Below are 14,578 nucleotides of genomic sequence, written 5' to 3'. Positions count from 1 at the left end.
CCTACGCTAACAAGAAAAAATATAATGCTCAAAGGTGACGGAGGGTAAAACGATGACTTCAAATCAAGCAACAAACCAGGCAGTAAACCCCAAACGTGTAGGCGAACCGCAGACCCTTGGCTTTCTACTGTTAGATAACTTCACACTGATTTCCCTGGCGTCGGCAATAGAGCCCTTGCGGATGGCCAATCAACTGGCTGGCAGTGAACTGTATCGCTGGTACACCCTGACACAAGATGGTTTGCCGGTGCGTGCCAGCGATGGGGTGCAGGTGACGCCTGATGCCTCCATGCACGCGCCGCTGTCATTGGAGTGGGTGGTCGTTTGCGGCGGAGTAGGCCCGCAGCACAGCGTTACCCGTGAGCATGTGCGCTGGCTTCAGTCGCAATCGCGTAAGCTAAGGCGGTTAGGCTCGGTCTGTACTGGCAGTTGGGCACTAGGTCAGGCGGGATTGCTGGATCACTATCAAACCAGTGTGCACTGGGAGTGTTTGGCCTCCATGCAGGAGGCGTTCCCCAACGTCATCCTGACGCCGCACCTTTTCTCTATTGACCGTGATCGATTCACCGCCTCTGGCGGCACTGCGCCACTCGATATGATGCTCAACCTGATTGCTCACGACCATGGGCGCGAGCTTTCGGCAGGCATCTCCGAGATGTTTATTTATGAACGCGTGCGTAACGAGCAGGATCAGCAGCGGGTGCCTCTTAAGCACGTGTTGGGCACTACTCAGCCCAAGCTGTTGGAAATCGTCGCCTTGATGGAATCCAACCTGGAAGAGCCCATCGAACTCGATGAACTGGCATGCTATGTAAATGTGTCGCGCCGTCAGTTAGAGCGATTATTCCAACGCTACCTGCTTTGCTCACCGTCTCGCTATTATCTTAAGCTGCGGCTGGTACGGGCGCGACAATTACTCAAGCAAACGCCGCTGTCGATCATCGAGATAGCATCTGTTTGCGGTTTCGTTTCCACGCCCCATTTCTCCAAGTGCTACCGCGAATACTTTGGTGTACCGCCGAGAAACGAGCGCCTGGGTAGCCACGACAGGCAGGGAAGTAGCAGCAAATCACCGCCTTTTATAAAGCGTTGGGGAGAGGCGCCCACTGCCAACGAGCCGTCCTCGTGCGCTCGCCAGGCTCTGGCAAACGCCCAAGGCGAACCCACCTTTGCCAGCGTGCGGCTATTAAGCTGATACCCACAGCGTCATCACTAATTTGAGACATGCTTGAAACGTGCTGCTCGGTGACGGGCAGCACGTTTTTTTATGGCGCGAGTAGTTGTCGTGTTCTCGACACCATGACGCTTTTGGAATTTCCGCCGTCGTTTCCAATAGCAGCTAAACCCAACGTCAGCGCTATGCTCGCTGCATTAACCAATGTTGGAGCTTAGCTATGACCCCCTCTGAACTGCACAATGACGCTATCGTCATTGATGGCCTGATCATCGCCAAATGGAATCGTGAGCTGCTTGAGGACATGCGTCGCGGCGGTCTTACCGCTGCCAACTGCACCGTCTCCGTGTGGGAAGGTTTTCAGGCCACGGTCGATAATATCGTCAAGTCCAACCAGTTGATGGCGGAGTGTAGTGACCTGGTGCGCCCTGTTCGCACCACCGCTGACATTACTCGCGCGAAAGAAGAGGGCAAAACCGGCATCATCTTCGGCTTTCAGAATGCCCACGCCTTTGAAGACCAAATTGGCTACGTTGAGATCTTCAAGCAGCTGGGCGTGGGTATCGTACAGATGTGCTACAACACCCAGAATCTGGTGGGTACCGGCTGCTACGAGCGTGACGGTGGCCTGTCTGGCTTTGGCCGCGAAATCGTTGCCGAGATGAACCGGGTTGGCATCATGTGCGACCTCTCTCACGTCGGTGCCAAGACCTCCGAAGAGGTCATTCTTGAGTCCAAAAAGCCCGTCTGCTACTCACACTGCCTGCCCTCTGGCCTTAAAGAGCATCCGCGCAACAAATCTGATCAAGAGTTGAAGTTCATTGCCGACCACGGCGGTTTTGTGGGTGTCACCATGTTTGCGCCGTTCCTCAAAAAGGGCATCGACTCCACCATCGAAGACTACTGCGAGGCGATCGAATACGTCATGAATATCGTCGGTGAGGACGCTATCGGCATCGGTACCGATTTCACCCAGGGGCACGGTCAGGAGTTCTTCGAGTGGCTGACCCATGACAAGGGCTACGCCCGTCGTTTGACCGATTTCGGCAAGATCATCAATCCCAAAGGAATCCGCACCATTGGTGAGTTCCCCAATCTCACCGAGGCGCTCCTCAAGCGTGGCATGAGTGAGACCCAGGTGCGCAAGATCATGGGCGAGAACTGGGTACGGGTGCTCAAGGATGTCTGGGGCGCCTGACTAAGCGCAGGCGGCTGCCTCCGAAGTGAGGGGCGCCGGGAGCATGCCGTAGAGGAGGTCCGACGCCAGGGATGGCGTCGGTAGCGTCCAGGGATGGATTCATAGCGCCTCCTCGTAGGCATGCTCCCGGGGTAGCCCCGTCGATAACCTGACATAACAACGATTCGAGGAATACCATCGTGACCAAACTGGCCCCCGCACTGCCCATCGAAGTGGATAGCGAAACAGGTGTCTGGACGACTGATGCGCTGCCTATGCTCTATGTGCCACGGCACTTCTTTATCAATAACCACGTGGCCGTAGAAGAGGCGCTGGGTGCCGAGAAGTATGCCGAAATTCTTTATCACGCAGGTTACAAGAGCGCTTGGCACTGGTGTGAGAAGGAGGCGGAGTGCCATGGCTTAGAGGGCGTCGATGTCTTTGAGCACTATATGCAGCGCCTCTCCCAGCGTGGCTGGGGTCTATTCATTACTGAACAGATCGACCTCAACGCGGGTACCGCGCAAGTACGCCTTGAGCACAGCGCTTTTGTTTACCAGCTTGGCAAAACCGGCAAGAAGGAGGAGTACATGTTCACCGGCTGGTTTGCCGGTGCCATGGATCAAATCCTCGCTGCCCGCGGAAGTTCACTGCGTACCGTTGCTGAGCAGACGCAGAGTGCCGCCGAGCCTGGCTGTGATGTAGGCATCTTCGCCGTCCAGCCGCTGACCGACGCTGCCCGCTAACTGGGGTACGAGGAGAGACAAACATGGCATTCGACGCAATTTTCGAGCCGATCGAGATCGGTAAGCTGACTATCCGCAACCGTGTGGTCAGCACCGCTCACGCTGAGGTGCATGCCACCGACGGCGGTATGACCACGGAGCGCTACGTCAGGTACTACGAGGAGAAGGCCAAAGGTGGTTGTGGCCTGTGTATTTGCGGTGGCTCATCGGTGGTCTCCATCGATAGCCCGCAGGGCTGGTGGAGCTCGGTAAACCTTTCCACCGATCGCATTATTCCGCACTTCCAGAATTTGGCCGATGCCGTGCATAAGCATGGCGGCAAGATCATGATCCAGATTACCCATATGGGGCGGCGCTCCCGGTGGGACGGTTTCGACTGGTCGACGCTGGTATCACCCTCCGGTATCCGCGAGCCGGTGCACCGCTCGACCTGCAAGACCATTGAGGAAGAGGAAATCTGGCGTATTGTCGGCGACTTTGCCCAGGCCGCGCGCCGGGCAAAGGAAGGGGGCCTCGACGGCGTTGAGCTCTCTGCCGTGCACCAGCATTTGATCGATCAGTTCTGGAGCCCACGAGTTAATAAGCGTGAGGACGAGTGGGGCGGTAGCTTCGAGAACCGTATGCGCTTCGGTATGGAAGTGCTCAAGGCGGTGCGTGCTGAAGTGGGCGACGACTTCTGCGTCGGCATGCGCATTTGCGGTGATGAGTTCCATCCGGATGGCCTTTCTCACGACGATATGAAGCAGATCGCCGCCTACTACGATGCCACCGGCATGGTGGACTTCTTCGGCGTCATCGGCTCCGGTTGCGACACCCACAACACCCTGGCCAACGTTATTCCCAATATGTCCTACCCGCCGGAGCCTTTCCTACACCTGGCGGCGGGCATCAAGGAAGTGGTGACCGTGCCGGTGATCCACGCCCAGAACATTAAAGACCCCAATCAGGCCCAGCGTATCCTCGAAGGGGGCTACGTAGATCTGGTGGGCATGACCCGGGCACATATTGCCGACCCTCACCTGATCGCCAAGATCAAGATGGGCCAGATTGATCAGATCAAACAATGCGTGGGCGCTAACTACTGCATCGACCGCCAGTACCAGGGCCTTGACGTACTGTGTATTCAAAACGCCGCGACATCCCGTGAATACATGGGGTTGCCCCACATCATTGAGAAAACCGAGGGCGCCAAACGCAAAGTCGTCGTGGTGGGCGGTGGCCCCGGCGGTATGGAAGCGGCACGCGTCGCCGCTGAGCGCGGTCACGATGTCACACTGTTTGAGGCCGCTGACGCCTTGGGTGGGCAGATTACGATTGCCGCCCAGGCGCCCCAGCGTGACCAGATCGCCGGTATCACCCGCTGGTTCCAGCTGGAGCTGGCGCGGCTAAAAGTCGATCTGCGTCTAGGCACCCGCGCCGATGAGGCGACGCTGCTCGACCTACGCCCGGATATCGTGGTGCTCGCCACCGGCGGCCAGCCGTTCCTTAGCCAGCACCCCGAGTGGGGCTACTCGGAGAATGCTGAGGAGAGCTTGGTAGTCAGCACCTGGGATATTCTTTCTGGCAAAGTGGCGCCCGGTAAGAACGTGCTGCTTTATGACGCCATCTGCGAATTCTCTGGCGTCTCGGCGGCGGATTTCCTCGCTGACAAGGGCTCCAAGGTGGAGATCGTCACCGACGATATCAAGCCCGGCGCGGCGGTGGGCGGCACCACTTTCCCACCCTACTATCGGAGTCTCTACGAGAAGGAGGTGATCATGTCCTCCGACCTGATGCTGCATAAGGTTTACCGCGAGGGCGACGGCCTGGTGGCGGTGCTCGAAAATGAGTACACCGGTGCTTTGGAAGAGCGCGTGGTCGATCAGGTGGTCGTTGAGAACGGCGTGCGCCCCGATGAGGCACTCTACTACGCCCTCAAAGAGCAGTCCCGCAACAAAGGGCAGGTCGACTTGGAGGCACTCTATGCCATCAAACCGCAGCCTTGCCTAGTTGAGGAGAGAGGCGATGAAGGGGATGGCTTCCTGCTGTTCCGTCTGGGCGACTGCACGGCACCGCGTAACACCCATGCGGCCATCTACGATGCCTTGCGAATCTGCAAGGACTTTTGACCTGAGCGAGAGCCGGGGCGCCGGGGGCAGACCGTAGCGAGGGTCTTTTGACAAGGCCGTAAAACAGTTCCATACGTTTACGGCATTTCCGCCATCCATGGCGGTCAGATGTCAAAAGTAGCGCCCAGGGATGGGTTTACAGCGCCCTCGCAGAGGTCTGCCGCCGGAGCAGCCCCGCCGCGAAAGAAGAGGTGAGTACCATGCTCGAAACGCTCTTGCCGATACTGATTTTTACTGCCCTGGCCCTGGCAGTCATCGGCGCTGTACGCCGTATACGCCTGTGGCGTCAGGGGCGCCCCTCGCGGGTGAACCTGTTCAAAGGGTTGGTGGCCCTGCCACGCCGCTATTTGGTGGATCTGCACCATGTAGTGGGGCGTGACAAAATGATCTCCAACATCCACGTGGCTACCGCCGGTGGCTTCGTGACCGCTGCCGTGCTGATGATCCTGGTGCACGGTCTGGGGATCGCCAACCCATTGCTAGGCGGATTACTGCTACTGGCGAGCGCCTCCATGTTCGTCGGTAGCCTCTTCGTGGCGCGGCGGCGGCTTAACCCCCCAGCTCGGCTCTCCAAAGGCCCCTGGATGCGCCTGCCCAAGAGTCTGATGGCGTTCTCGATAGGCGTCTTCCTGATCACGCTGCCCACGGTAGGTCTGCTGCCTGAAGGTTTGCTTGAAGGGGGCAGTAGTTGGCTGCTGGCGCTGGTATTAGCGGGCGTTGTGGCCTGGGGCTTGGGGGAAATGTTTTTCGGCATGACCTGGGGCGGGCCCATGAAGCACGCCTTCGCCGGTGCCCTGCATCTGGCCTTCCACCGTCGCGCCGAGCGCTTCTCCAAGAAAAAAGGGGGCGTCGGCCGATCAACGGGCCTCAAGGCGCTCAACCTGGAGGATGAAGCGGCGCCTCTGGGCGTGGAAAAGCCTGCCGACTTTACCTGGAACCAGCTGTTGGGCTTCGATGCCTGCGTACAGTGTGGTCGCTGCGAGGCAGTATGCCCGGCGTTTGCCGCCGGTCAGCCGCTCAACCCCAAGAAGCTGATCCAGGACATGGTGGTGGGTATGGCTGGGGGCAGCGATGCCGCCTATGCCGGCTCTCCCTACCCCGGCAAACCGGTAGGTGAACACGCTGGCTCGCCCCATGGGCCCATTGTGGCGCTTCAGGGAAAGGCGTTGGTCGACGCCGATACCCTATGGTCGTGCACGACCTGCCGCGCCTGCGTGGAAGAGTGTCCGATGATGATCGAACACGTGGATGCGATTGTCGATATGCGCCGCCACCTGACCCTGGAGCGGGGCAAAACGCCCAATAAAGGCGCCGAGGTGCTCGACAATTTGATCGCCACCGACAATCCCGGCGGTTTCGACCCTGGCTCGCGGCTCAACTGGGCGGCGGATCTTAACCTCCCGCTCATGGCAGATCTTAAGCAGGTCGACGTGCTGCTGTGGCTGGGGGATGGCGCCTTTGATATGCGCAACCAGCGTACCTTGCGCGCACTGGTCAAAGTGCTGCGCGCCGCTGAAGTCGATTTCGCAGTGTTGGGTGCTGAAGAGCGCGATAGCGGCGATGTGGCGCGGCGTCTGGGCGATGAGGCGACATTCCAGTCCCTGGCGAAGCGCAATATTGCCACCCTGGCTCAGTATCGCTTCTTGCAGATTGTTACCTGCGACCCCCATAGTTTTCATGTGCTGGGCAACGAGTACGGTGAGATGGGCGGTCATTATGTGGTACGTCATCACAGCACCTTCATCGCCGAACTGTTTGATGCCGGTCGGTTGACCTTTACTCCCTGGAAAGGCGGCAGCGTCACCTATCACGACCCGTGTTACCTGGGGCGCTATAACGGTGAATACGAGGCACCGCGCAACGTGCTTAAGGCGCTGGGTATCGAGGTTAAGGAGATGGAGCGCTCCGGCTTCCGCTCGCGCTGCTGCGGCGGCGGTGGCGGGGCACCGATTACCGATATTCCCGGTGAACGGCGGATTCCCGATATGCGCATGAACGATGTCAAGGAGAGCGGCGCCGAGCTGGTGGCGGTGGGCTGCCCGCAGTGTACCGCCATGCTGGAAGGCGTTGTGGATGCCAGCGCCGAAGTGCGCGATATCGCCGAACTGGTGGCCGGTTCGCTGGTTGAGCGTTCCGCTGACGATGTGTCCGGCGCATCCCGCCGAACCACTGCATCGACGACTGCTGAAGAGGTGATCGTATGAGTGAGACTATTCGTCACGATCAGCGCCGCGACCCGCGTCGTGAATGGATCGCCCGAAACCGCCTGCATCCCGAGCACGCCAGTGTGCTTGCTGCCCTTGGTGTAAGCGGCGGAGCGGTTAGCGAATGGCTGGGTCCCAACGGCGTGGTGCGCAAGAATCCTCGTGCCATCGGCTTTATCGGCCCTAATGGCATTAAACGAATTGACCGTAGTGGCCTCCAGCAAGGTGGGCAGTCCGCTGCAACCACTACGGTAGCTCGCGATAGCCGCCGTATGGTGACGGTTGATCAACCTGCCTTCCTGGTGGCCGTGGTGCCCGATCTGACGGGTGGGCGCCTTTCCGGTCATGATAAGGATTTGCTGGGGCTTGCCCGGCGCTTGGCGGATGCCGATACCGAACAGCCCGGTGCCGTGGTGGCGATCCTGTTTGGGGAGCATAAGGGTGAGGGGGGCGGCGAGCTTAAGGAGCAGGTGCTGGGCGAAGCCGGGATCGATCGCGTCGTGCATCTTGATGATGAGTTTTACGCGGGGTTTGCGCCTGAAGCGCGTCTGGCCGCCTTGAGCGCCGTCGAGCGGGAGATGACGCCGCGCTTCTGGCTGCTGCCGGACTCACCCCTGGGCGGTGCTGATCTGGGGCGGCGTCTGGCCGTGCGCTTGGGCGAGCGCGCTGCCACAGGCGTTTGGCAGATTGAGGCTGACAATGAGGCGCCACTGAGTTGGCGCTGTACGGCCCGTGGCGCCGCTGGGAGCCTGTATATCCAGCGCCCTCTGCCGCGGGTTGCCCTGGCGCTGGCAGAGTGCGCCGAACCGGTGGACGAGACGCGGCATGCGGCCGAGCACCTGACCCTGGCAGCGTCAATTCCCACCACTCTATCGCGTATTGAAGATCTGGGGCAGGTGGCGGTGGATCCCGCCGGCGTGGCGCTGGCCGAAGCTGAGTTCATCCTCTCCGGCGGCAACGGCGTCAAGCAGTGGGACGCCTTCCACCATGCTGCGAAAGTCCTCGGCGCTACCGAAGGGGCCTCGCGTGTCGCGGTAGACGACGGCTTTATGGCTCGCGATCGTCAGGTGGGCGCGACCGGCACCTGGGTAACCGCCCGAGTTTATATGGCGGTGGGTATTTCAGGCGCTATCCAGCACCTGCAAGGCATTCAGCGCTGCGACAAGGTGGTGGCAATCAATCTCGATCCGGGGTGCGACATCATCAAGCGCGCTGACTTGGCGGTGATTGGCGACAGCACGCAAATTCTGGCCGCGCTAGTGGCCATGGTGGAACAGCAGCGGGGAGGGCAGCGCGATGCAGCCTGATCTACACCAGAAGCAACAACAGGGAATCGACGTGGCGGTGCTGGTTTCCATCGGCCGTCACCCTACCACCGGCCGTGCGAGGCGCGCAGAGCAGGATGCCCGGGGCCTGGAGCTTGCCCTGGCAATAGAGGCCGAGCTGCCGGGCACCCGGATCAGTATGCTCCACGCGGGTTCCCAGGACGATAGCAGCGAAGCAGCTCTGCGCGGTTACTTAGGTATGGCCACAGGCGTCGGCATGGGGCTTGAGTCCATGACCCTACTCGAGCAGCCCGAGGGCAGCGATGCCATTCCTGCTCTGGCGGCACACCTGGCCGCAACCTCTCCTCAGCTAGTGATCACCGGCGCCCGCGCAGAGCGCGGTGAAGGCTCTGGGCTTTTGCCCTATGCGTTGGCAGAACATCTCGGCTGGCCATTGGTTAATAGTTTGGCGTCGGTAGAAAAGGTGGAAAATGGCGTGGTAACGCTGCTTCAAGCGTTGCCAAGGGGCCAGCGTCGCCGTCTCAAGGTGCGCTTGCCCGCCATCATCAGCGTGGATGAAGCAGCGCCGGTGGCGCGCCAAAGCGCCTTCGGCCCGGCGCGTCGAGCCACCTTTGCGATCACGCCCACTACCCCTGAAGCCGACAGCGAGCTGGCCCAGTGGCATCTGGCCCCTGCACGTAAACGGCCTAAGCGTCTGAAAATTGTCAAAGCTGCGTCAGCCAGAGATCGATTCAAGGCGGCCGCCAAGTCTGAGGGCAAGGGCGGGCAAGTGCTCGCCGATGTGACCCCCGAGCAAGGCGCCGAGGCGATCTACAAGCTGCTCAAGGAAGAGGATGTGCTGCGTTAAAGCTTTTTTGCTCTTCAAGCTTTTAACCACCGTTCAAGCCCGCCACAAAAGGCGGGCTTGAACGGTGGTCCACGTCTTTTGTATTGTCGATTAGCCAGCAAGGCCTGAATAAACAAGAAGACAACCGCCCGCCGAGTAGACGGGCAGTTGAAAGGGGATTAACTAGCGGTTTTTGGTACCGCGTTGAGCTCTCCCCACTCCTTGTGAAGCCCTTTGTAAAGGCTGAAACACATCACCAGAAGCACCACGGTAAAAGGGAGCCCTGTGGCCACCGCGCCCGCCTGTAGCGCGCTTAGGGCGGTGCTTCCCCCGCCGTAGAGCAACACACCGGCAATCACGCCTTCCAGCGTGGCCCAGAAAACCCGCTGGCTCTTGGGGGCATCGGTCTTGCCGCCGGCGGTGATACTGTCGATGACCAGCGAGCCGGAGTCCGATGAGGTAATAAAGAACACCAGCACCAGGATGATAGCCAGCGTCGAGGTGATGCTGGTCAGGGGGAGCTGCTCCAGCATGTGGAACATGGCAAGTGAAACGTCGCCAATCCCGTTGGCCAGTTCACCAACGCCGTTTGAAGCCTGATAAACCGCCGTACCACCAAAGGCACTCATCCATACTAGCGTGACCAGTGTGGGTACCAACAGCACCGCGATCAGGAACTCACGCACCGTACGGCCCCGGGATACACGGGCGATGAACATGCCGACAAACGGGGACCAGGAGATCCACCACGCCCAGTAGAAGATGGTCCAGCCGTGATACCAAGTGTCGTCATCGCGACCAACCCAGTTCGACAAAGGCAGAAGGTGGCCCACGTAGTCCATCGCCGTGGTGCCAATGCCGGTCAGGATCATTAGAGTAGGTCCTGCTACAACCACAAACAGGAGCAGCACCGCCGCGATAATCATGTTGATGTTTGAGAATAGCTTGACGCCGCCGTCGATACCCCGGCATACCGAGATCAGCGCGATCACCGTGACCACCACGATGATTGCCAACTGCGTGCCGATGGTATTAGGAATGTCGAACAAATAGGCGAGGCCGCTAGCTGCTTGGGTCGCGCCAAAACCAAGCGAGGTAGCCAGGCCAAAAATAGTGGCCAGCACGGCAAGGATATCGATGATATGGCCTGCCCAGCCACGCGTTCTTTCGCCTAGGATGGGGTAGAAAGCGGAGCGAAGCGTCAGCGGCAAGCCCTTGTTATAGGAGAAGAAGGCCAGTGAGAGGGCTACCACTCCATAAATGGCCCAGGGGTGGAGGCCCCAATGGAACATGGTCGCACCCATGGCGGCGCTGGCACCTTCCGGCGTGCCTGCTGGAACATTCAAGGGCGTTCCGTACCAATCGGTATAGTAGGCCACCGGCTCGGCCACGCTCCAGAACATCAAACCGATTCCCATACCTGCCGCAAACAGCATGGCAAACCAGGAGGTGCGCGTGTATTCCGGCTTTGCATCCTTGCCGCCCAGACGAATCCGCCCTAGCGGCAAGCAGATCAGTACAAGGCAGAACACCACAAACACATTGCCTGCAATCATAAATAACCAGTCGAAGTGTTCAATCGACCAGTTTTTGGCAAGCCCTAGGTGCGTATTAGCCGCATCCGGGTAGACCAATGCGTAAAGAATGAACAGCAAAATAGCGAGAGCGGAGAGTGGAAAGACGGGGTTATGAAAATCCAACCCCATTATCTGGGTATTGTCCTGTCCAGGCGACAGAACCGGGTCGTCATTGTTCTTCATTGGGGGTCCTTGGTTGGCTCTTGTTAGGCGTCGGTGTTGCGTCATATCGACGACGCTAGGAAGTGTTGAGCCTGTTTCAAAGCAGCAGTGTCGTGAAAGCGACCTCCAGCTATTCATCTTGACTAGGATGTCTTGAATAGATATGTGAGTGCCTTTTTGGGGTAAGTCCTAAGACGCGGAGGGGCTAGGGTGGAAAAGCGCCATCAACCATGACAAACACAACAATAATCACAGGAGCCAGCCATGAATGCAGCCAACCGCGGAGTGATCTACAAGGGGCCGGGTGAAGTCGCCGTTGAGTCCATCGCTTATCCTGAGCTCGCCCTCGGCAATCGCAAATGCGAGCACGGCGTGATTCTCAAGGTCGTGACCACCAACATTTGTGGCAGCGACCAGCACATGGTGCGTGGCCGCACCACTGCGCCGTCGGGTTTGGTACTCGGCCACGAGATTACCGGGATGGTTGTCGAGTGCGGCCGCGACGTTGAGTACCTCTGTCCGGGCGATCTAGTCTCGGTGCCGTTCAATATTGCCTGTGGTCGCTGCCGCAACTGCAAGGAAGGCCGCACCGGTATCTGCCTCAACGTCAATCCCGCCCGTCCTGGCGCCGCCTACGGCTACGTGGATATGGGTGGCTGGGTCGGCGGCCAGACCGAATACGTGATGGTTCCTTACGCTGACTTTAACCTGCTGAAATTTCCGGATGCCGATCAGGCCATGGAGAAGATCAAGGATCTGACGTTGCTCTCCGATATCTTTCCCACCGGCTTTCACGGCTGCGTGACCGCCGGTGTGGGGCCCGGTAGCACCGTCTATATTGCCGGTGCTGGGCCCGTCGGGCTGGCGGCGGCGGTCTCTGCTCAGCTGCTGGGTGCGGCCTGCGTGATCGTCGGCGATATGATCGAAGAGCGACTGGCTCAGGCGCGCAGCTTTGGTTGCGAGACTATCGACTTGACCCAGGACGGTGACATGGCGGATAAGGTCGAGTTGATTCTCGGCGAACGTGAGGTTGATGCCTTTGTCGACTGCGTGGGCTTCGAAGCCCATGCCTGTGGTTGCAACCACGGTAAGGAAGCGCCCGCCACCGTGCTCAATTCTGCGATGACGCTGACCCGTGCGGGTGGCCAGATCGGCATCCCGGGCCTCTACGTGACCGAAGACCCTGGCGCGGCTGACGACGCCGCCAAACAGGGCGCCCTGAGCATGCGCTTTGGTCTCGGCTGGGCCAAGTCCCATAGCTTTCACACCGGCCAGTGCCCGGTGATGAAGTACCATCGGCCGCTGATGCAGGCGATCCTGTTCGGCAAGGTTAATATTGCTGATGCGGTGAATGTTCAGATGATCACTCTGGATCAGGCGCCTCAGGGCTATGCCGACTTCGATGGCGGTGCTGCCAAGAAATTTGTCATTGACCCCCATGGCAGTGTGGCTTAATAACTTATTTAATAAGTACTGAGTAATAAGCCCTGGCCCCCTGCCTGAGGGCGTGATAGTGCGACCCTAGACGGCGCCCCGCGGGGTGCCGTCTTCGTTCATTCGGCATAAAGCCGATCAAGATAATAATAGGTATTCAATGACCGTCCATACCGTGACCCCCAAGCGCCGCTTCCGCGGTAAACCCCGTGGCCGTGAACTTGATCCCCGCCTTCTTGAGGGGTTACGTGAGCTGCTGGGCGACGAACGCCAGGACGCCACGCTGCACAGCCGCGACCTACTGATTGAACACCTGCATGTCATTCAGGACACCCGGGGCCATCTGCCGCTGGCGGAACTGCGTGCCTTGGCGGCTTATATGAACCTGCCCATGGCAGCGGTCTACGAGACCGCCACTTTCTATGCGCACTTCGACGTCATTCACGACGATCAGCTGCCGCCGCCGGCAGTGACCATTCGCGTCTGCGACTCCCTGACCTGCCAACTAGCCGGTGCCGAGGCGCTTAAAGCACAGCTGGACGCGAACGTGGATATCGAGCAGGTGCGGGTGCTGCGAGCGCCCTGCATGGGGCGCTGCGACACAGCACCGGTGGCCGAGGTGGGACATCATCATGTGCTGTTCGCCACCCAGGAACGCATCGCCTCAGTGATCCAGGCGGCGCACTTTCACCCCGACCCCATCGACTGGCAGCGACTTGACGACTATCGCCGCGAGGGCGGATTGGCCTTGCTCCAGGCCTGCCACAACGGCGACGTTACGGTAGAAGCGCTGATGGAAGCGATGCAGCAGGCCAACCTGCGCGGCCTGGGCGGTGCGGGTTTTCCTACCTTCAAGAAGTGGACGTTCGTGCGCCAGGAGGCCGGGCCCCGCTACTGCGCCATCAATGCCGACGAGGGCGAGCCTGGTACTTTTAAAGACCGCTATTACCTGGAACGCTCGCCGCACCAGTTTCTTGAAGGGGCCCTGGTCAGTGCCTGGGCGATAGACGCCGAGGCGCTGTATATCTATCTGCGTGATGAGTACCCGGCCTTGCATGGCGTGGTGCGCGAGGCGATTGGCGAGCTTGAGGCTGCTGGCCTGGTGGCGCCTGGTTATATCGTGCTGCGCCGTGGTGCGGGGGCTTACATCTGCGGCGAAGAGTCGGCGATGATCGAGTCCCTGGAAGGTAAGCCGGGCAAGCCCCGCCATCGTCCGCCGTTTGTGGCCCAGAAGGGGCTCTTTGACCGTCCAACGCTGGTCAATAACGTCGAGACCGTCTACTGGATTCCCATGATCTGGCAGCGCGGCGCGGAGGCCTTCTCAAGCCAAGGGCGCAACGGCCGCGTGGGGCTGCGTAGCTTCTCGGTCTCAGGCCGGGTCAAACAGCCCGGTGTATATTTGGCGCCTGCGGGCATCACCCTCAACGAATTGATTGACGAGTATAGCGGCGGTATGGCCGACGGCCACCGCTTGGCAGCCTACCTGCCCGGCGGCGCCTCTGGCGGTATTCTGCCCGCAGCCAAGGCCGATATCCCCCTCGACTTCGATACGCTTCAGGCGCACGGCAGTTTTATTGGTTCGGCCGCAGTGATCGTGCTTTCTGATCAGGACGACCTGCGCGGGGTTGCGACCAATCTGCTGGCTTTCTTTGCCGATGAATCCTGTGGCCAGTGCACCCCCTGCCGGGTGGGCACGGAAAAAATGCTGACGCTGCTCGAACGCGACGAATGGGATGCCGGGCTGATGACGCAGCTCTCCCAGGTGATGATCGATGCCTCCATCTGTGGGCTGGGCCAGGCGGCTCCCAATCCGGTGCTGGGGCTGCTCAAGGATTTTCGCGGCGAACTTGCCGCCCAGAACGTCATCGTCAAGGGGTAGGGGAG

Annotated in this window: 10 protein-coding genes; 9 read left to right on the top strand and 1 reads right to left on the bottom strand. The window is 59.7% G+C overall.

The annotated features are described in order from the left end of the window. Nucleotides 1-52 precede the first annotated feature (52 nt). The 7 genes from gbdR to etfB all read left to right on the top strand — a co-directional run bounded on the left by gbdR (nucleotide 53) and on the right by etfB (nucleotide 9,542). A complete protein-coding gene (gene gbdR, locus ACXUPB_RS19550; RefSeq protein WP_472954194.1) occupies nucleotides 53-1,195 on the top strand; it encodes a choline metabolism transcriptional regulator GbdR in 1,143 nt (380 codons plus the stop codon). 199 nt (nucleotides 1,196-1,394) lie between these two features. Further along, nucleotides 1,395-2,372 (top strand): dipeptidase, encoded by a 978-nt coding sequence (locus tag ACXUPB_RS19545; RefSeq protein ID WP_472954193.1) that lies wholly within the window; start codon nucleotides 1,395-1,397, stop codon nucleotides 2,370-2,372. Nucleotides 2,373-2,551: 179 nt separating this feature from the next. Then, nucleotides 2,552-3,097: a DUF5943 domain-containing protein gene (locus ACXUPB_RS19540; RefSeq protein WP_472954191.1), complete on the top strand. Its 546-nt coding sequence runs from the start codon at nucleotides 2,552-2,554 to the stop codon at nucleotides 3,095-3,097. Nucleotides 3,098-3,120: 23 nt separating this feature from the next. Next, entirely contained in the window at nucleotides 3,121-5,205 is a 2,085-nt protein-coding gene (gene dgcA, locus ACXUPB_RS19535; protein WP_472954189.1) for a dimethylglycine demethylation protein DgcA, read from the top strand. 200 nt (nucleotides 5,206-5,405) lie between these two features. Further along, nucleotides 5,406-7,409, top strand: coding sequence for a (Fe-S)-binding protein (locus ACXUPB_RS19530; protein ID WP_472954186.1), 2,004 nt, complete (start codon nucleotides 5,406-5,408; stop codon nucleotides 7,407-7,409). After that, the gene (gene etfA, locus ACXUPB_RS19525) at nucleotides 7,406-8,716 is read left to right on the top strand and encodes an electron transfer flavoprotein subunit alpha (protein WP_472954184.1); all 1,311 of its coding nucleotides are present in this window, start codon (nucleotides 7,406-7,408) and stop codon (nucleotides 8,714-8,716) included. Before ACXUPB_RS19530 ends, etfA begins: the two co-directional genes overlap by 4 nt. Further along, on the top strand, nucleotides 8,706-9,542 hold the full coding sequence (etfB, locus tag ACXUPB_RS19520) for an electron transfer flavoprotein subunit beta (protein WP_472954183.1): 837 nt from the start codon (nucleotides 8,706-8,708) through the stop codon (nucleotides 9,540-9,542). Before etfA ends, etfB begins: the two co-directional genes overlap by 11 nt. A 158-nt stretch (nucleotides 9,543-9,700) precedes the next feature. On the opposite strand, the gene ACXUPB_RS19515 is transcribed toward etfB, so the two are convergent. Continuing rightward, complete coding sequence (locus ACXUPB_RS19515; RefSeq protein ID WP_035560534.1) at nucleotides 9,701-11,281, bottom strand: BCCT family transporter; 1,581 nt, start codon at nucleotides 11,279-11,281, stop codon at nucleotides 9,701-9,703. Nucleotides 11,282-11,524: 243 nt separating this feature from the next. Here ACXUPB_RS19515 and fdhA point away from each other — a divergent pair, with 243 nt between their 5' ends. Together fdhA and ACXUPB_RS19505 are read left to right on the top strand one after the other, a co-directional pair. After that, the gene (fdhA, locus tag ACXUPB_RS19510; RefSeq protein ID WP_472954180.1) at nucleotides 11,525-12,715 is read left to right on the top strand and encodes a formaldehyde dehydrogenase, glutathione-independent; all 1,191 of its coding nucleotides are present in this window, start codon (nucleotides 11,525-11,527) and stop codon (nucleotides 12,713-12,715) included. 139 nt (nucleotides 12,716-12,854) lie between these two features. Continuing rightward, nucleotides 12,855-14,573 (top strand): NAD(P)H-dependent oxidoreductase subunit E, encoded by a 1,719-nt coding sequence (locus tag ACXUPB_RS19505; protein WP_472954179.1) that lies wholly within the window; start codon nucleotides 12,855-12,857, stop codon nucleotides 14,571-14,573. Nucleotides 14,574-14,578 lie beyond the last annotated feature (5 nt).

The sequence above is a fragment of the Vreelandella sp. DA03-1M genome (assembly GCF_055725665.1).
The sequence above is the reverse complement of the archived record's forward strand: the minus strand, read 5'-3'. Positions and strand labels throughout refer to the sequence as shown.